18 protein-coding genes are annotated in these 17,557 nt (G+C 51.7%); 10 read left to right on the forward strand and 8 right to left on the reverse strand.

The window, feature by feature from the left end; translation table 11 throughout:
- Position 1 precedes the first annotated feature (1 nt).
- The 4 genes from ACYVIY_RS05875 to ACYVIY_RS05890 all read right to left on the reverse strand — a co-directional run bounded on the left by ACYVIY_RS05875 (position 2) and on the right by ACYVIY_RS05890 (position 4,143).
- On the reverse strand, positions 2 to 229 hold the full coding sequence (locus tag ACYVIY_RS05875; RefSeq protein WP_460975365.1) for a type II toxin-antitoxin system MqsA family antitoxin: 228 nt from the start codon (positions 227 to 229) through the stop codon (positions 2 to 4).
- A gap of 78 nt (positions 230 to 307) precedes the next feature.
- Positions 308 to 1,534, reverse strand: a complete 1,227-nt coding sequence (locus tag ACYVIY_RS05880; RefSeq protein ID WP_460975366.1) for a sugar MFS transporter — start codon at positions 1,532 to 1,534, stop codon at positions 308 to 310.
- 112 nt (positions 1,535 to 1,646) lie between these two features.
- On the reverse strand, positions 1,647 to 3,020 hold the full coding sequence (locus ACYVIY_RS05885; protein WP_460975367.1) for a Gfo/Idh/MocA family protein: 1,374 nt from the start codon (positions 3,018 to 3,020) through the stop codon (positions 1,647 to 1,649).
- Between the two features lie 34 nt (positions 3,021 to 3,054).
- Complete coding sequence (locus ACYVIY_RS05890) at positions 3,055 to 4,143, reverse strand: MBL fold metallo-hydrolase (protein ID WP_460975368.1); 1,089 nt, start codon at positions 4,141 to 4,143, stop codon at positions 3,055 to 3,057.
- Between the two features lie 291 nt (positions 4,144 to 4,434).
- Between ACYVIY_RS05890 and ACYVIY_RS05895 the strand changes: the two genes are divergently transcribed.
- The 3 genes from ACYVIY_RS05895 to ACYVIY_RS05905 all read left to right on the forward strand — a co-directional run bounded on the left by ACYVIY_RS05895 (position 4,435) and on the right by ACYVIY_RS05905 (position 6,348).
- Complete coding sequence (locus tag ACYVIY_RS05895; protein WP_460975369.1) at positions 4,435 to 4,866, forward strand: 6-pyruvoyl trahydropterin synthase family protein; 432 nt, start codon at positions 4,435 to 4,437, stop codon at positions 4,864 to 4,866.
- Positions 4,829 to 5,572, forward strand: coding sequence for a GTP cyclohydrolase I FolE (gene folE / locus ACYVIY_RS05900; RefSeq protein ID WP_460975370.1), 744 nt, complete (start codon positions 4,829 to 4,831; stop codon positions 5,570 to 5,572). Before ACYVIY_RS05895 ends, folE begins: the two co-directional genes overlap by 38 nt.
- Before the next feature lie 74 nt (positions 5,573 to 5,646).
- Entirely contained in the window at positions 5,647 to 6,348 is a 702-nt protein-coding gene (locus ACYVIY_RS05905) for an SDR family NAD(P)-dependent oxidoreductase (protein WP_460975371.1), read from the forward strand.
- 53 nt (positions 6,349 to 6,401) lie between these two features.
- Here ACYVIY_RS05905 and ACYVIY_RS05910 read toward each other — a convergent pair whose 3' ends face one another.
- Positions 6,402 to 8,003, reverse strand: coding sequence for an aldehyde dehydrogenase (NADP(+)) (locus ACYVIY_RS05910; protein ID WP_460975372.1), 1,602 nt, complete (start codon positions 8,001 to 8,003; stop codon positions 6,402 to 6,404).
- Between the two features lie 83 nt (positions 8,004 to 8,086).
- A complete protein-coding gene (locus ACYVIY_RS05915) occupies positions 8,087 to 9,010 on the reverse strand; it encodes a sugar phosphate isomerase/epimerase family protein (RefSeq protein WP_460975373.1) in 924 nt (307 codons plus the stop codon).
- Positions 9,011 to 9,141: 131 nt separating this feature from the next.
- Between ACYVIY_RS05915 and ACYVIY_RS05920 the strand changes: the two genes are divergently transcribed.
- The 7 genes from ACYVIY_RS05920 to ACYVIY_RS05950 all read left to right on the forward strand — a co-directional run bounded on the left by ACYVIY_RS05920 (position 9,142) and on the right by ACYVIY_RS05950 (position 15,227).
- Complete coding sequence (locus tag ACYVIY_RS05920; RefSeq protein ID WP_460975374.1) at positions 9,142 to 10,086, forward strand: threonine ammonia-lyase; 945 nt, start codon at positions 9,142 to 9,144, stop codon at positions 10,084 to 10,086.
- 77 nt (positions 10,087 to 10,163) lie between these two features.
- Positions 10,164 to 11,018: a DUF2306 domain-containing protein gene (locus ACYVIY_RS05925; protein WP_460975375.1), complete on the forward strand. Its 855-nt coding sequence runs from the start codon at positions 10,164 to 10,166 to the stop codon at positions 11,016 to 11,018.
- Positions 11,019 to 11,488: 470 nt separating this feature from the next.
- Positions 11,489 to 12,007, forward strand: coding sequence for a DinB family protein (locus ACYVIY_RS05930; RefSeq protein WP_460975376.1), 519 nt, complete (start codon positions 11,489 to 11,491; stop codon positions 12,005 to 12,007).
- A 250-nt stretch (positions 12,008 to 12,257) separates the two neighbouring features.
- Positions 12,258 to 13,130, forward strand: a complete 873-nt coding sequence (locus ACYVIY_RS05935) for an SDR family NAD(P)-dependent oxidoreductase (protein ID WP_460975377.1) — start codon at positions 12,258 to 12,260, stop codon at positions 13,128 to 13,130.
- Between the two features lie 98 nt (positions 13,131 to 13,228).
- Positions 13,229 to 14,149: a helix-turn-helix domain-containing protein gene (locus tag ACYVIY_RS05940; protein ID WP_460975378.1), complete on the forward strand. Its 921-nt coding sequence runs from the start codon at positions 13,229 to 13,231 to the stop codon at positions 14,147 to 14,149.
- A gap of 280 nt (positions 14,150 to 14,429) precedes the next feature.
- Entirely contained in the window at positions 14,430 to 14,837 is a 408-nt protein-coding gene (locus ACYVIY_RS05945) for a GNAT family N-acetyltransferase (protein ID WP_460975379.1), read from the forward strand.
- A 27-nt stretch (positions 14,838 to 14,864) separates the two neighbouring features.
- Positions 14,865 to 15,227 (forward strand): DUF3471 domain-containing protein, encoded by a 363-nt coding sequence (locus tag ACYVIY_RS05950; RefSeq protein ID WP_460975380.1) that lies wholly within the window; start codon positions 14,865 to 14,867, stop codon positions 15,225 to 15,227.
- Between the two features lie 65 nt (positions 15,228 to 15,292).
- On the opposite strand, the gene ACYVIY_RS05955 is transcribed toward ACYVIY_RS05950, so the two are convergent.
- The gene (locus tag ACYVIY_RS05955; protein ID WP_460975381.1) at positions 15,293 to 16,903 is read right to left on the reverse strand and encodes a hypothetical protein; all 1,611 of its coding nucleotides are present in this window, start codon (positions 16,901 to 16,903) and stop codon (positions 15,293 to 15,295) included.
- Complete coding sequence (locus tag ACYVIY_RS05960) at positions 16,893 to 17,501, reverse strand: RNA polymerase sigma factor (protein WP_460975382.1); 609 nt, start codon at positions 17,499 to 17,501, stop codon at positions 16,893 to 16,895. Before ACYVIY_RS05960 ends, ACYVIY_RS05955 begins: the two co-directional genes overlap by 11 nt.
- Positions 17,502 to 17,557: the final 56 nt, after the last annotated feature.

Here is a 17,557-nt window from a genome sequence, read left to right on the forward strand (position 1 = left end):
GTTAAAACGATAAAACTTCTACCTGATGTTTTTTCTGGCGGGCTTCCTCAACAATTTTTTCAAATTGCTGAGCAATCGTATTGTCAATCCACTCTTCTCCGCACTGGTTGCAGATCGTAGCTGGGACGTGGCGTACAACCACTAAACCTTCACCTAAATCGGCGCTAAACGTCGTGTAACCCGCTTCTTTATGGCCTCCACAAATGGGGCAGGCTTCAAGTCTTGTCATTGCCTTCTGGTTTTAAAATCAGGCTCATATATCAGGAGATGGTCCGCCAGATACATGAGCCTCATTCGTCAACCTGCCTTACCACTTCGTCTTTTTGTAGCCTATTGTCGCGTAATAGAGAATAAAGCTAAAGAGTGGCAGCAGCATGGCGTAAGCAGCTTTAGGGCTTACGGTATCCGTCAGATAGCCGTGTAGTAAAGGCAGTACGGCTCCTCCGGCAATGGCCATGATGAGTAGGGCCGATCCCAATTTAGTGAATTTGCCTAAGCGGTTCAGCGCCAGCGGCCAGATAGCACCCCAGGTTGGAGCAATCGCAAAACCCAATAAGGCAATGCACAGTACAGACGCGAATCCGTCCGTTACTAACGTACCGATTGTTAACGCCAACGCAAGGATCATCCCGTAGCGCAGGGCGTTCTGTTGGGAAATGAAGCGGGGAATGGCGATGATGCTCAGTACATAACCCGCCAGCAGCCCGTAGAGGGTGTATTCGGTGAAGTGCTTTGCTTCGTCGTTGCCAAACCCAATGGCTTTACCGTAGTTGATGATGGTATCGCCCGAAATAACTTCGGCACCTACGTAACAGAAAAGGGCAAGTACGCCCAGTACCAGGTTTGGAAACTGCCAGATACTGGTATAATTCGAGACCACCTCAACGTTGTCATCAGCCTGCTCTTCCGATACTTCAGGAAGGTTTGAAAAGCGGATGAGCCCGGCCAGAACTACTAAAACGCCCGTCAGAATCATGTAGGGGCTAACCACTTTCTGCAAGCTTTCGGCCCCGATCGCCACGCTCGTTCCCGTTAGCAACAGCCCACCAAAGATGCGCTGGCTAATAATCCCCGCCAGTTTGTTGGCAATACCTAGGAAGCTAATACGTTGGGCAGCACTCTCGCGTGGACCCAGAATAGTAGCGTATGGATTCGAAGCCGTTTGGAGGACCGTTAAGCCGATTCCGATTAGGAACAGACCCACCAGAAACAAGGGATACGACACCGCATTAGCCGCTGGAACGAAGATCATCGTTCCTACGGCCATGACCAGCAAGCCTAACGACATGCCATTTTTGAAACCCGTGCGCTTTAGCACCGCCGACGACGGAATGGCCATTAGCGTATACGAGATGAAGAAGGCAAAAGCCACCAGGTTTGATCCGACTGTGCTAAGATTAAACGCCTGCTTGAAAAAGGCGATCAGGACGCTGTTTACCCACGTAACAAAGCCAAAAACAAAGAAAAGAGCACCAATAATTAGTAGTGGGCCCGTGTAGTTTTTGGGTGGGGTCTGGGTCGCAGTTGGGGTCATACAGGAAGAAAAAATGAACGATGAATACTGGGTCTGAGAGTAGTTATGGTAATCGAATCGCCAAACTACGCTTTTCTGCTTTTATTATCCATCGTTCATTCTACATAATTCATCAAAACGTGTCAGCCAGAGCAAAAATGGGCTTGTTGGTCTTCCACTTGCCCCGGGTAAAGTCTGGAATTTCGACGGATTTGCTATTGCCAGCAATGCTTTCTTCCGACAGCGGACTAATGGCACTCCAGACGGCTGCGTCGTACACGTCAATCGGGGGTGGTGTTTTGGTTTTCACCGATTCAATGAACGCGCGCATGACAAAAAAGTCGATGCCGCCATGCCCCGCTTTTTCGGCCGTCTGGGCGTGGCGTTTCCAGAGTGGATGGTCGTATTTGTCCTGATAGGCGGCAAACGGTTCCCAGGTGTGCGCTTTGGGCGTAACGCCTTCCAGATAGATCATGTCGTTGTCGTCCATCCAGATGCCCTGCGTTCCCTGAGCCCGGAAGCCAAGCGAATAGGGGCGGGGCGAGTTTGTGTCGTGGATGATGACAATATTCTCGCCATTGGCGCACTGAATCACCGTGGTCACTACGTCGCCGAGTTTGAAGTTGACCTTCGCGTTGGGGTGGTTAGGTCCTCCTTTATCCACTACGTATTTGTGCAGGCCACGGCTTTTGGTCGCTGTGCTGGTCAGGTGCACAAAGCGGTTGCCCCGGTTAATGTCGAGCCAGTGTGCTACCGGACCAAGACCGTGGGTAGGGTATAAGTCGCCGTTACGTTCGACCGAGTGCTGGGTGCGCCAGCGGGCTTCGGCGTATCCTTTCGCGCCAAATTCGGCTCCTCCACCGGCGTAATGCTTACCATCGTTAAACTTAATATCGCGTAGATCGTGCTGATAGCCGCAGTGAGCATAGGTCATTTCGCCGAATAAGCCTTGCCGGATCATATTCAGGACCGCCAGCACGTCGCGTCGGTAGCAGACGTTTTCCAGAATCATGCAGGGGCTGCCTGTCTTTTCGAACGTATTGACCAGATCCCACGACTCTTTTAACGTAACGGTTGCCGAAACTTCTACGCCCGCATATTTGCCTGCTTTCATGGTTGCTACGGCCATTGGGGTATGCCATTCCCAGGGCGTGGCGATCACAACCCCATCCAAATCATCCCGCTTGAGCATCTGTAAAAAGGCTTCGTCGCCTTTGGTGTACGCTTCGGGTACGGGGAGCCCTTTCTTTTTGAAGAGTTCGTTGGTTCGGGCAATGCTGTCGGGGTCAATATCGCAGATGGCCGGAACTACCACATCATCGCGGTACAGGGCCTGCTCCACATGGCTGCGCCCCCGTGAGCCAACCCCAATGAAGCCTAACCTGACTTTTGGATCGGCGGGCTTCGATCGTACGCGATCGGCCGCGGTTATGATGGACGGAAAAACAGAAGCGCTGGCACCCGTGAGGGCGGCTGTACGAATGAATTGGCGTCGGGTGGTGCTCATGAAAACGGAATATTAACCGGTTAAAGAAACAACTTTATTCAGTTAACCACCACCTTTTTTTAGGATACACAGCGCCAATTACCACGGGCTCGCCGATCTGGGGCGTTGTTACGTCCAGCCCTTGCCGTTCGGCTGCCTGCGTGAGTAGCTGAATGGGTTCGTTCCAGGCATGATACGCCAGGGCGAATTTAGCCCAGTGAACGGGGAGCAGCGTTTTGGCGCGTAGATCCTGAGCGGCTGTCGCGACTTCGGCCGGAAACATATGGATGTTGGGCCAGTCTTTGCCATATTGACCGCATTCCAGAATGGCCAGATCGAAGGGGCCGTATTTCTTGCCAATCTCTTTAAAATGATCGCCGTAGCCAGAGTCCCCACCCAGGAAAAGCGTATAGCCGTGCAGGCCTAGTACAAACGAGGTCCAGAGCGTTTTTCCGCGTGTCAGGCTCCGCCCCGAAAAATGCCGGGCTGGCGTAGCGGTCAACTCAATATCGTCGGCTACTTTATGCTGTTCCCACCAGTCAAACTCCACAATCTTATCGGCCGGAAACCCCCAGCGTTCCAGATGAGCTCCCACGCCTAATGCCGTGTACACTTTCTTAACTCTGGGCATGAGCTGAGCAACCGTCTTGTAATCGAGGTGGTCGTAGTGGTCGTGGGAGATAACCAGCAGATCAATGTCAGGCATGTCATCCGCGCTGTATACGTCCGAACCCGGAAACGACTTGCCAAAGAACGACACCGGCGATGCGTTCCCGCTAAATACGGGATCGACCAGAACGGTAATCCCTTTCGATTTGATTAGATACGATGAATGGCCGAACCACACGATCGTGGGCTTATCGTCAGCGATTGCTTTCAAATCGGTCTGAATGGAGGGAAGCGGCTTGTTCGGACTGTTGTCTTTCGACTTATTAAAGTAATCGACGAGCATGGTACGGTACGAAGCATCTTCCCGCATAACGGCCGTGGGAGCCAGGTTCTGAAAGGTTCCATCCCGGTAGTTGGGCGAGTGTTGAATACGTTCCAGCCGACTGGCTGTTGGATCACTGCCAAAGGGGGGCTGGCGTATAAACAGAAAAACGGCGGCTGTCAGCAGGGCTAGTATACTAAGAGTGGCGATCATGGTGGTTCGTAAACGGTTCATGGTGCCACAACGGACCCGGTTTAAATGAGGTTCCTACCAGAATGGCGGTATCAGGAACATTCAGTTCAAAGCAGATGTTATGTAAACGAACCGAAGACGTTTTGTTTAATTTTGTTCGATAAATCTTGAACAAAAGTAAAGCACTTCCGGTTAGGGATAGAGTATTTGCACACTAATGAGCGTCCTGGCTACACGCTCTGCCGTCTGCCTGTGTTGTACACAAACTTTGTAACGACAGGTTGATCGAACCCTATTTCGATTCTATCTTATATGAATAGTTCCCGGGCAGAAGCCCCACGGGTTACTGTGTTTCGCAAAGAGCACTTCAACGCGGCTCATCGTCTTAACAATCCGAACTGGTCGGACGAAAAAAACACGCGTGTTTACGGCAAATGCAATAACCCGAATTATCATGGGCATAATTACGAGTTGATCGTACAGGTGACTGGCCCTATTGATCCAGAAACGGGTTACGTTATCGATATGAAATACCTCGGCGATCTGATCAAAGACCACGTAACGGAGCGTTTCGACCACAAAAATCTCAACCTGGATACGGAGGAGTTCGCTGATCTGAACCCTTCAGCCGAAAACATTGCCATCGTTATTTACAACATTTTACGCAACCAGCTAAGCGAGGGCTTAGACCTTAAAATCAGATTGTATGAAACTGAACGGAACTTCGTCGAATACCCCGCTTAACGGAAGCCACATCAACGGTCATGCCTTAAACGGTCACGCTGCCGACGAACTAATTGACGAGATGGGCGATGCGCACGGTGCTTCTTCGATCGATACGCCGATGCGGCCCGACGCTTTCGATCTCGACGATGACCTGAAAATTGACCTGATTGAAGAACATTTTCGGGAAATTATGGGCGTACTTGGCCTTGATTTGACCGATGATAGCCTGAAAGGTTCTCCCCGGCGCGTGGCGAAAATGTACGTAAAAGAAATTTTCAGTGGGCTGAACCCCGCTAACAAGCCAGCGGCCACGCTATTTGACAACAAGTTTCGGTACAACGAAATGCTGGTCGAAAAAGACATTACCGTGCAGACGTACTGCGAGCACCATTTTGTGCCGATTATCGGGAAAGCACACGTAGCGTATATCTCCAGCGGGAAAGTGATCGGCCTATCGAAGCTGAACCGTATCGTCGAGTATTTCAGTAAGCGGCCCCAGGTGCAGGAGCGCCTGACAGTACAGATTGCCGACGAGCTTAAGAAAGTACTTGAAACCGAAGACGTGGCCGTTATCATCGACGCGAAACACTTGTGCGTATCGACGCGGGGTGTACACGATGTAAACAGTTCAACCATTACGTCGGCCTATGGCGGCAAGTTCGAACAGGAAGCAACCCGGCAGGAACTGCTGCGCTACATTGCCCAATCGAACGTAACAATCTAAGTTATTCGGCGGTTAGGTTGTTTATCAGTTTGTTAATGAAAACTTAAACAAACTGATAAACAACCTAACTGATCATGCAGGATAAAAACATTCTCATTATTGGTGCCAGCTCGGGCATCGGTCATGCCCTGGCTCAGCAGCTTCAAACGCAGGGCGCTACGCTCTTCACCGCCGGTCGTCGGCAACCCGAGGGCATTCAGTCGACCCACATGGTTTGGGATGTCGCCCAGACGCCCGCTGCCGACGCACTCAATCAACTTCCCGATACTCTTCATGGATTGGTGTATTGTCCTGGCACCATTAATCTCAAGCCATTTCAGCGGCTCACAATTGAGGACTACCGCCTTGATCTGGAAATCAACGTGCTTGGTGCCGTAGCGGCTATTCACGCAGCTTACCCGGCCATCAAAAAGTCGAAGGCAGGCAGCATTGTCCTGTTCAGCACCGTAGCGGCCAAATTAGGCATGGGCCTGCATTCTTCGGTATCCGTCGCCAAATCAGCTGTTGAGGGCCTGGCTAAGTCGCTAGCGGCTGAATTTGCTCCTTATAACGTGCGCGTAAATGCGGTTGCGCCTTCACTAACCGATACGCCTTTAGCCCAGTTTCTCTTAGCTGACGACGCTAAGCGAGAAGCGGGCAATAAACGACATCCACTTAATCGCTACGGTACACCCGCCGATATTGCCAGCATGGCGGCTTACCTCCTGTCCGATCAGGCGAGTTGGATTACCGGTCAGGTGATTGGGGTTGATGGAGGAATGGGTACTCTTAAATAAAGAAAAAGGGACGACTGCCTGAGTTCGTCCCTTTTTCTTTATTCACTACGCTGTTAGATGGATTCTTTTGTCGTCTTTCCGTCCACGTTACGCCAGATGCCCAGCGGGTTGGCATTTTGCAGCGCCAGCGGTAACAGCGAATCTGGGAAGCTCTGATACGTAACGGGCCGCACAAAGCGAAGGATGGCACCTGTACCAACCGATGTGGTGCGGCTGTCGGTGGTAGCCGGGAACGGTCCTCCGTGGGTCATGGCTTCGCAGACTTCAACGCCGGTCGGGAAACCGCCGAATAAGACGCGCCCGGCTTTCGTTTGTAGCAGTTCTACCCAATCGAACTCCGATTGTTGGAGTTCGGCTTCGGTGGCGTAGAGCGTTGCCGTCAACTGGCCTTCCAGCGACTCCAGGCATTCGGCTAATTCGTTTTCGGTTTGGCAAAGCACGACCAGTGAGCTGGGCCCGAAGATCTCCTGACTTAATTCGGTATTGCTCAGAAACAGCGGGGCCGTAGTGGTCAACACAGTGGCTCGTCCTTCGGTGCGGTCGGTTTCGGCTTCAACCTCGCCTTCGGCCAGTACGTGCACACCGGGCAATACCCGAATGTGCTGAACCGCTTTGGTGTACGCCTGATGGATGCCCGAGTTTAGCATAGTGGCAGGTGCTGTCGCCTGAATCTTGGCCGCAACCGTGTCGAGAAAGTCGTTAGTTTGAGCCGAATCCAACAGAAACACCAGACCGGGGTTCGTACAGAACTGGCCAACGCCGAGCGTTACTGATGCGGCTAGGCCTTCGGCTACTTTATTACAATTCTCCTGAATAGCCCCCGGCATGATGACCACCGGGTTTACAGCGCTCATCTCCGCATAAACCGGGATCGGTTCTTCGCGTTCCTGGGCAATTTTCAACAAGGCCAGTCCACCCCGACGGGAGCCCGTGAACCCTACGGCTTTAACTGCCGGATGAGCTACTAAACTTTGGGCAACCTCATTGTCGGCGTGAAGCAACGAGAACACGCCATCGGGCATCCCCGTTTTCTGGGCCGCCGTTGTGATGGCCTGACCAACTAACGACGACGTACCGGGATGCGAAGGATGCGCTTTAAAGAGGACCGGACAACCGGCAGCTAAGGCCGAAGCCGTGTCGCCACCAGCCACGGAGAACGCCAGCGGAAAGTTGCTGGCACCGAACACCACAACCGGCCCAAGTGGTACGCGCATCTGGCGCAGATCCGGACGGGGCATCGGCTGACGATCGGGTAGGGCCGGGTTAATGCGGGCATCCACCCAGGAGCCTTCGCGCAGCAGGTTCGCAAATAACCGGAGCTGCCCCGTTGTGCGGCCCCGTTCACCCGAAATACGGCCTGTAGGAAGGCCACTCTCCAGCACAGCCCGTTCAATCAGCTGATCGCCCAGTGCCTCAATTTCGGCCGCAACAGCGTCCAGAAAATCAGCGCGCTGGCCAGGATGAAGTTTTGCGTAAGGCGAAAAAGCAGCCGCTGCTTTTTCAACGGCCTGATTCGCCTGTTCAACCGATACGTTGGTGAACGAATCGGTCAATTGCTCATTGCGAGCGGGAGCATAGCTGTAAAACGAGTCGCCCTCGCCCAGGACGGCTTCGTTGCCAACGAAACTGACGTTGAGTTGATATTCAGTGGTCATCTACTGGTCATTATAGTGATTGATCGTCATGCAGGGGCATTCGTTATGAAAGCAAAATAACTCTGCATGACTGCCAATGACGATTAAACAATTGCGCCTACGCGTTCGAGCAGCGCTTTGGTTTTGCGGATACCTTCGTATTCATCAAGTTTACTGCCTTCGTATTCGATGCCGGCAATGCCTTTGAAACCGCTTTCTTTTACAATTTTCAGGATACGGTTGTAGTCCGTTTCGATGCAGTTGCCGTTTTCATCAAAATCGTACGTTTTGGCTGATACTCCTTTCGCAAAGGGCATAAGCTCCTTCGTACCCTGGTACCGGTCATATTGCTCGTCGCAGCCAGTTGAACTGCGCTTGATGCAGAAGTTGCCGAAATCGGGTAATGTACCGACGTTTTTCATGTTTACCTGCTTCATTACGCCCGATAGCCATTGTCCGTTCGATGAGGTACCGCCGTGGTTTTCAACGATAATGTTGATGTTCATCGGCTTAGCAAACTCACCTAATTTCCCTAGTCCTTCGACAGCCGCTTTCTGCACGTCTTCGGCCGAACCCTGACCGTAGGCGTTCACCCGGATCGTTTTGCAACCTAGGTACTTCGCGCACTCCACCCATTTTTTGTGGTTCTCAACCGCCTGGTTGCGTTTGGCTGCATCCAGTTCCGCCATGCCGCCTTCGCCATCGATCATGATCAGGTGATTGGTCACGCCATTGTCTTTGCAGCGGGTTAACAAGTCGTTGAGGTAGGTTTTATCCTGGGCTTTGTCTTTAAAGAACTGGTTTACGTACTCAACAATGCTGATGTCGAATTCCTTTTTCGCAATGGCCGGAAAATCGAGGTTCGTGATTTTTTTAGCGAACAGCGATTTATGCAGCGACCATTCTGCCAGGGAAATATCAAAAAACATTTTCTTTTTCGAAATGTCAGCAAACGCACTTGGTAAGAGAGTCATTCCGGCTAGGGCTCCGGTGGCCTGTTTGATAAACGTACGACGGTTGGTAGTCATAACGAAAATAGGCTTGGGGTTTATGATTTATTATCTGATGTTTGTAATGGTCCGCCAGAGCGGCCCACGAGTTGAAGTCAGCTGCGAAACTACAAACTTCAAACCTCAAACTACAAACAATATACTCATCCATGATTTCTCTCGACACGATTCGCGATGCCCACGAACGGATTCGACCTCATATTCACCGCACAGCCGTTCTGACCAATCAAACGATCAACCGGCTAGCCGGAGCTGACGTTTATTTCAAGTGCGAAAACTTCCAGAAAGTAGGGGCCTTTAAAGCGCGGGGTGGGTTGAATGCCGTGCTACAGGTCGCCCAGAATAAGGAAGGACAGGCTATAACCACACACTCGTCGGGTAATCACGCGCAGGCAGTAGCGTTTGCCGCTCGTCAGGTGGGTTTACCGGCGTACATTGTTATGCCTCGCACGGCTCCGCAGGTGAAAAAAGAGGCTGTACTGGGCTACGGGGCCGAGGTGATCGAGTGCGAGCCAACGCTCGAAGCGCGCGAAGCCGGGGTACAGGACGTAATAAAACGTACTGGAGCCGTGCTCGTGCATCCCTTCGATGATGATCGCGTAATAGCTGGTCAGGCGACGGCCGCTAAGGAACTCATCGAGGATTTTGGTCAGAACCCGTTCGACGTAATACTGGCTCCGGTTGGTGGGGGCGGTCTGCTCAGTGGTACGGCTTTGGTTACACATTATTTATCCCCAACAACGCGCGTTGTTGCCGGGGAGCCCGAGGGCGCTGCCGATACGGTACGTTCCTTTCGGAGCGGTCGGGTGGAGAAAGCCCCCTACATTAAAACGATTGCCGATGGGCTGATGACGACGCTCAGCGAACGAACGCTGGGGATCATTCGGGAACACGTATCGGATATCATTACTGTATCGGATGAAGAGATCATAGCGGCTATGCGACTGGTCTGGGAGCGGATGAAAATTGTGATTGAACCGTCGTGTGCTGTCCCATTAGCCGCCGTACTGAAGCAACCCGATCAATTTGCCGGGCAAAAAGTCGGGATCATCCTGACGGGGGGAAATGTAGACCTAGGTAAACTGCCGTTTTGAGTTCCGATCACTATCTTTATTTTGCAAAAGAAGTCCTCTTTACCCTCCTCTGCTAACTAATCAACTTAACAACGGACATGATCAGTAGTAATGATCTTCCACAGCCCACCCCCCGGTTATTCCTCTCCAAGCTGAGTGGAGACGTTCTGCGTTGGTCAAGCCGCATTCTGGTCACTACGGTATGGACCAGCGCTTTTTTATTCGGTCTCTACATACTAGCCTTTTATGCTGCAGCCTTGTATCAAGGAGACATGCAGCGCTGGAATGGCGTACTCCCTCGTTTGTATGAGTCTGGAACAACAACGGCTACCACTGGCATTGGCCTTCATTTTGCCGCCGGGGGCATCATCCTTATTTTAGGCAGTATCCAACTACTTGACTCGGTTCGGATTCGTTTCCCGGTCCTACACCGCTGGATAGGTCGGGTGTATGTAGGAGCTTGCCTGCTAGCTGCTATAGGGGGACTCGTATTTATTGCTCTCAAAGGCACCATTGGCGGGCCTGTGATGAACATTGGGTTTGCCCTGTACGGCTTTCTGATGGGCTGGGCGGCTCTGGAAACCTATCGGTACGCCGTTAAGCGACAGGTTGAGCGGCACCGTATTTGGGCTCTTCGACTTTACGCGCTGGCCATCGGCTCCTGGCTCTACCGCATGGACTATGGCTTTTGGCTGATGCTCACCGACGGGCTGGGGCATACCCGCACCTTTAATGGCCCTTTTGATCAGGTGATGGCCTTTTTCTTTTATTTTCCTAATCTGCTGGTTGTCGAAGCCCTTAGCCGATCCGGGACATACCGGGCTTCGGCGACCCTAAAGCTATTAACCTCCGGACTGTTACTACTCGCAACGATTTTCCTGGGCGTAGGTACTTATTATTTTACCCGCTACTACTGGGGGCCAGCCATTCTCACCTGGCTGGGGGCTGCTTAGGCGTTCAGATAGTTAGCCCTTCAACGAATTTATGAACTGATCGGCTACTCCTTTGATACCTATGAAACGCACCATCACCAACGAAAAGAAACCATCACTTTTTTGAAAATGACTGCTCAAAGCAAGCACACAATCGCTGAGCCGGAGATTACGCTCTTGCTAGACAGCAGAAACCGGCTTCATTTTGAGAAGAGTATGTTTTCCTTCTTAATAATCAGGGCATGGGGCCGCTACGTCCGCTGAAAATTTGCAATGCGGAGGATTTTGTTCGTGGGATGACAAAAAGGAAGGTCATCTTAATTGCGACTGCGTTCGCAGTCGTGGATCGCTTCGACCTACTCGTATCATAAACCGTGCTGCTAAGCTTGATTAAGTACAGTCGGCTGGGTTCACTACTGACATACTGCTGTCACTCTCCCGGCTTTTCTTTGTATTGTCAATTGATTGACAACTTCAACCACTAGCAGATCATGGAAAACACAGCGCAACGTAGCCAAATGACGGATCAGATCGTCATCTCTCCCGAGCAACTTCTTGCCCATTGGCAGGGACACCGGGGACTCACCCGACGGTTGATTGAAGTCTATCCCGACGAGCACTTCTTTACGTATTCCCTCGGCGGCATGCGGCCTTGTTCGGCACTAATCGATGAAATCATGCAGATGGCTGACCAGAGTATGCAGGGTGTTATATCGGGCGAGTGGCCTTCATTTGACGATGGTGCGGAGGCACCACCCAAAGCGACGGCAAAAGAGCAGGTGCTGGCGCAGTGGGATCGGGTGACCGAGAAGATCAACACCTATTGGCCGCAGATTCCACCCGCTCGGTTCCAGGAGGTCGACAAGGCTTTTGGTCTGTATGAAGGCCCGATCTACTGGTTTCTTTTCTACCTGATCGATAATGAGATTCATCACCGGGGTCAGGCGTATGTCTACCTACGCAGTCTGGGCGTTGAACCGCCTGCGTTCTGGGATCGTCCCCAGGTATAGTCCGCTGGTAATTCCCTAATGTGTGCGTTCTTATACAAAAGCCGTTGCAGATATAAAATCTGCAACGGCTTTTGTGTAGCGTGCCTGAGGCTATCAATCTCCTGAGAGGTAGTCTACCAGAATTAGGTTATATGAGAAAACAGTTCCCTAGTTTTTGAGTACCCGTTTCGACTACAAATCTCCCCGATTAGCCTACAAATGACAGCTCACGCCCGATGACCTTTGTTGCATCATTAATCAATGTAGTTTTATGATACAGCAAAACGAAACGGCAGCTCCCAGCCAGGCGCAGGCAGCTGGAACAGCTTCTAAAGTATGGTTTATTACGGGGGCTTCCCGGGGCTTTGGACGAATCTGGGCCCAGGCCGCTCTTGAGCGGGGTGACAAGGTGGTTGCTACGGCCCGCAAGCTGTCCAGCCTGGCCGAGTTGAATGAAAAATTCGGCGAAAACGTACTAACCCTGGAGCTTGACGTGACCAATCCTGAGCAGGTTGCGACCGTTGTCAAACAAGCCCACGCTCATTTCGGCCGGCTCGATATTGTGCTCAACAACGCCGGATATTCACTGGTTGGCACTATTGAAGAAGCCAGCGCGACGGACATTCGCGCCCTTTATGAAACGAATGTGTTAGGCCCGGTTGCCGTCATTCAGGCAGCTCTGCCGTTGCTCCGACAGCAGGGAGGTGGTCACATTGTTGGCGTATCCAGCAACCTAGGCCAGGTTACCATGCCTGTGATTGGTTATTACTGTTCGTCGAAATGGGCGTTCGAAGCCATTCACGAAAGTCTGGCTGCCGAGGTTAAACCCTTTGGTATCAACGTAACCCTTATTGAACCGGGAGCTTACGCCACTGAATTCGGCAGTCAGGAATCCCTGAAATTCGCCGAAGGCATGGACATCTACGCTGATTACAAAGACAATTTTTTCCAGGGTTTAAGAGCGCTGGAGCGCGGTGATCCGGCTGCAACTCCAGGTGCACTTTTTCAACTGGTCGATGCCCAAAATCCCCCGTTACGCTTCTTTCTGGGTAGCCATAATTTACCAGCGGTACGTGCCGCCTTTACGGAGCGACTGGCCACCTGGGAAGCCTGGGAAGCCGTTTCCAACTCGGCTCAGGGGTAATCCAGCTCAGGAACCCGGAACCCCCAAAAATTGCTTACCAACATATTAATGCTACTCGATAGCCAACCGGTTATCGGGTAGCCATTTCGGACTACATCATGAAAAAAGAAGAGAACAGTCCCTATAAAATTGAATCACTCACGGAGGCACACCGGGCCTTTGGTTTGCCTCAACCCCGGCATCCGTTGGTTAGTCTGATCAATGGCCCTCATTCGCAGGTAGAAGAGCTCAGACTTCCTCCTTACCATGTGCTGGGCTTCTACAAAATATCGTATAAACCAAAACTGAGCGGTAAATTAAAGTACGGCCAGCATTACTATGATTTTGATGAAGGCGGTCTGCTGTTCGCTGCGCCGGGTCAACTTATCGGCAACCACGACAATGAAGCCACTGCGTGTTCGGCGTATACGTTACTGATTCATCCCGACTTCTTCTTAGGCTATCCACTGGCCCGATCCATTAAACAGTATGGCTTTTTCTCGTATGCCACCCATGAAGCCCTGCATCTGTCGGAGGACGAGAAGCGAACCATCCTCGATATCTTTACGATGATCGAGCACGAACTGAACAGCCGGATTGACGACTCCAGCCAGAATGTACTTATAGCCCAGATTGAGTTGCTGCTCAACTACGCCAATCGGTATTACAAACGGCAGTTCATTACCCGCAAAGCCGTTAATAGTGATCTGTTACAGAAGCTGGAAGAGGTCGTAGAGGCTTATTTTGCCGACCAGCGATCGGTGAACCAGGGGGTACCGACGGTTCATTATCTGGCCGAGCAGGTCAACCTATCGCCGAGTTATTTGAGTGACATGCTGCGGTCGCTCATCGGTCAGAATGCGCAGCAGTACGTTCATGGTAAACTCATCGACAAAGCGAAAGAGATCTTATCTACGACTAATTTATCAGTCAGTGAAGTCGCTTATACGTTGGGTTTTGAACACTCACAATCGTTTAGTAAACTCTTTAAAACGAAAACGCATCTATCGCCCCTGGCTTTCCGACGGTCGTTTAATTAGAGAGAGCTGATTAAGCGCATACTGCTGATAAGCGTTACGGCATGTCTATTCTGAACCTGGCCAATGTTACCTGGCGAGCTGGTCAATACGGTGTGCGCACTGCTTTTTTTATAGGCACAAAGTTCCGCAGTATGTCAAAAACAGACGTAGCGTAAACTCCTTTTGCTGTAGTTACAACTACAGCAATGAAGCGTAAGTAGCTTGGTCGCAATGCTTAACAACGGATTGTCTAATTTTAGAAACCCTTAGTTTTGCCGTTTGCCGAATCAAGCGTGCCGACATGATTACGATTCAATCTATTTCGCCCGAACAAACCTATCCGCTACGCCATGCGGTGCTGTGGCCCGATAAGCCGCTGGAGTACGTTAAAGTTGACAATGATGCCGAAGGCCAGCATTTCGGCGCGTTCCAGCACGAAGATTTAGTGGCAGTGATCTCGCTCTTCGTCGATGGTCAGACGGCGCGTTTTCGGAAATTTGCTACCCGTCCGGATTGTCAGCGACAGGGCATCGGCACGATGCTGTTAACTCGGGTGATTGCGGAAGCACAACAGGCAGGAGCAACCCAGCTTTGGTGTGATGCCCGGCTCGATGCGGCCGACTTCTACCGGCGATTTGGTATGGAAGCCGTTAGCGAAGTGTTTTATAAAGGACTGGTTCCCTATGCCAAATTTTCGCTTACCTTGTAAACCGATTGAACCTAAGTCCTTTATACTATGAAAATGTATCGAAACCTATTTCTGATCATCGGTCTTCTGTTTGCTGCAACGACTACAAAGGCGCAAACGACCGGCGCAGCTACTGATTCTACCAAGGCGTACACCGGCGCGTATACCTTCGCCAGCGGTAGCCCGATTCAAAAGTTTACCGTAACCAGCGAGAAAGGCGATTTATACGGCGAGGCTGATAGCTACGGGAAGAACAAACTGCTGAAGCAGGCAAAGGCAGATACGTATCAGTCAACCAGTTCGTACGGCTCCGTCATTACGTTTAGGCGGGACGCGGCCACAAAAGCCATAACCGGTTTAACGATGGCTGTGCAGGGCAACGAACTATCGGCAAAGAAAGATAACCCGTAGGAATCAGGTTAAGAAATGTAATTACAAAGGCCAGAAGATGAATCACTTCTGGCCTTTGTCAGATTTTAGAACTGATAAAACACTCGAGCCCGTAAACCAATGCCATTCTCTTGCTGCGAATTCGGAAAGTTGGGTTGCTGTAGCCGCATCGTAGCAATCGGTCCGGCCTGAGCCGCCCAATGGCCTCCATGCCATTCCAGGCTGGTGGCGAGATTTATGTTATTGAGTACGTCTACGGGCCAGCGGTTCTTGAAATTGGCTGTATCATAACCACGGAGTGGCATCATCCGGTAGTAAAACGTCACATTTTCTGTGTTGGACAGATTCAAATACGTACCCACTGAGGGCAGTAACGTAAACGAGCGACTAATCGGAATCCGGTAGCCCAGGCTGATCGGAATCTGGATACGTATCATTCGCGTATCGATGTTCAGAATATCGCTTCTCGGGTCGATGCCCCGTGCAATCTGCCGACGGAAATCCCGGTGCGTACGTACATTAAAATCCTCGTCGGTGAGGAACGTCCCCATCAGGTAGGTACTCCGACTCAGCCCCGCACTCAGCGTAAAGTGGTCGCCTACCGCTACTTCGGCGAGTCCGCCTACGCTCCACATGTGCGCCGTTACGTCTCCGCCAGCGCCCAGGCGGAGCTTGAACGCCAGTTGCTCAACCGGCTTGCTGACTGTGGGTTGCGTAGCAGGTACAGATGCGCGTGCAGGACGAAGGCGCCTGGCCCGATTGCTTAGTACCGTATTCCAATCAATGGATTGCAGCGCCAGCGGCCGACTGGCGGCTAACTCAACCGGAGCTGTTGGAGCAGACACAACGACTTCGGACGGTGAATTGGCAGACGAAATTGCTGAAGAAGTTGTTGCAGTTACGCCTGGTGTATCAGAAGACGGTGTTGATTGTGATGTGTTGTACGTAACGCGCTCTTCAGGACGCTCCTGGCCTGTCTCGATTCGGTTCGCTTCCCGGTTCGAGGCTGTCGATTGGTTATTACGGGTACGTCTACTTAAAGAATTTGGCGTAGAAAGTTTATCATTCAGGTCAAGGTTTTGGTTAGGAATAGGGGTGTTATAGGCTACCTCATTGTCGACTCCGGCCGGTTTAGGCTTGGCTGTCGCGTAGCGCTGACGGGCGATTGCCTCACGCTGTACAGGCAAAGTTGGCTCGGTAGCCTTCTGCTGGGTAGGCATGGGAACGTACCGGGTTATGTAAACGGTATCGCGACCCGAACGAACGGTTTGTCCCAACTGATTCCCTCCAGACGGCGCTGCGTTTAAGGCCTCAGGACGTAGTCCATCGGTTGATGGCTCCCGCTGTTCAGAGCGCTCTATTGGTCTGTCGTTAGCGTTTGCTGGGGTAGGGGCAGGTGCCGTTGACTTCTGCTGGTTGGCCTGGGCAATGGTTTCGCGAAGCTGCGTAATCTCCCGGCGTTGCCACACACTGAGCGTAATCAGGGCGACCGTGCTGATCGTAGCCGCTGCCATTAACCAGGGCTGGGCCGTCCAGCTAGGAGCAACGGGAGAAGGGCTGTTCCCGGTCGGACTGGGTTGAGAGGGACTAGCCTGCTGCAGAGTTGCCTGCATACGTAACCAGTCGTTCTCGGAAAATTCCGGCCGAATGCTCTCCAGTTTTCGCCGGATACTATCGGTAAATCGGTCAGTTTTCATGGTATCGGATGGGTGTCGACGGAAGAGGTTTCTGGTGGAACGGATACGCCTGTTTGATGAGTTGCTGCAATTTCTGGCGGGCACGGGCGAAGTTGGAGCGAACCGTTGCTTCGTTATGACTCAGTAAGCCCGCAATCTCGTGGAGACTGTAGCCATCCACGACGTGCATCATAAATACCGTTCGGTACGTTGGGCTAAGCTGCTGTACCAACGCCAGAATCTCCTCGGCCGCAATCTGATCAACAATGTCATCGTCAAACGTAACCTGCTCGCCCGATTCCAGCGAACTGTGCTGTTCATGCCGGTGATTCTTTCGATAATGGCTGATGGCGGTGTTCACCAGGATGGTTCGAAGCCAGGCTTTGAACGGCAGCGATTCGTCGTAGCTGTCCAGATGCTGAAAGGCTTTCAGAAACCCTTCGTTCAGGACGTCTTCGGCTTCTTCAACGTTTGACGTGTAGCGCAAACAAATACTTTTCGCGTACCCGAAAAACTGCTTGAATAGCGTACGTTGTGCTCGCGGATCGTTAGCACGACAGGCCCGAATGACACTAATGAGGTCATTTTCGGCGAACGGGGACGATTTTCGGAAAAACAAAGTTCGGTCGGATTAACGTAAACACCCGTGATGGTAAAAAACAATACGCCTTCCGA

The sequence above is a fragment of the Spirosoma knui genome (assembly GCF_054780635.1).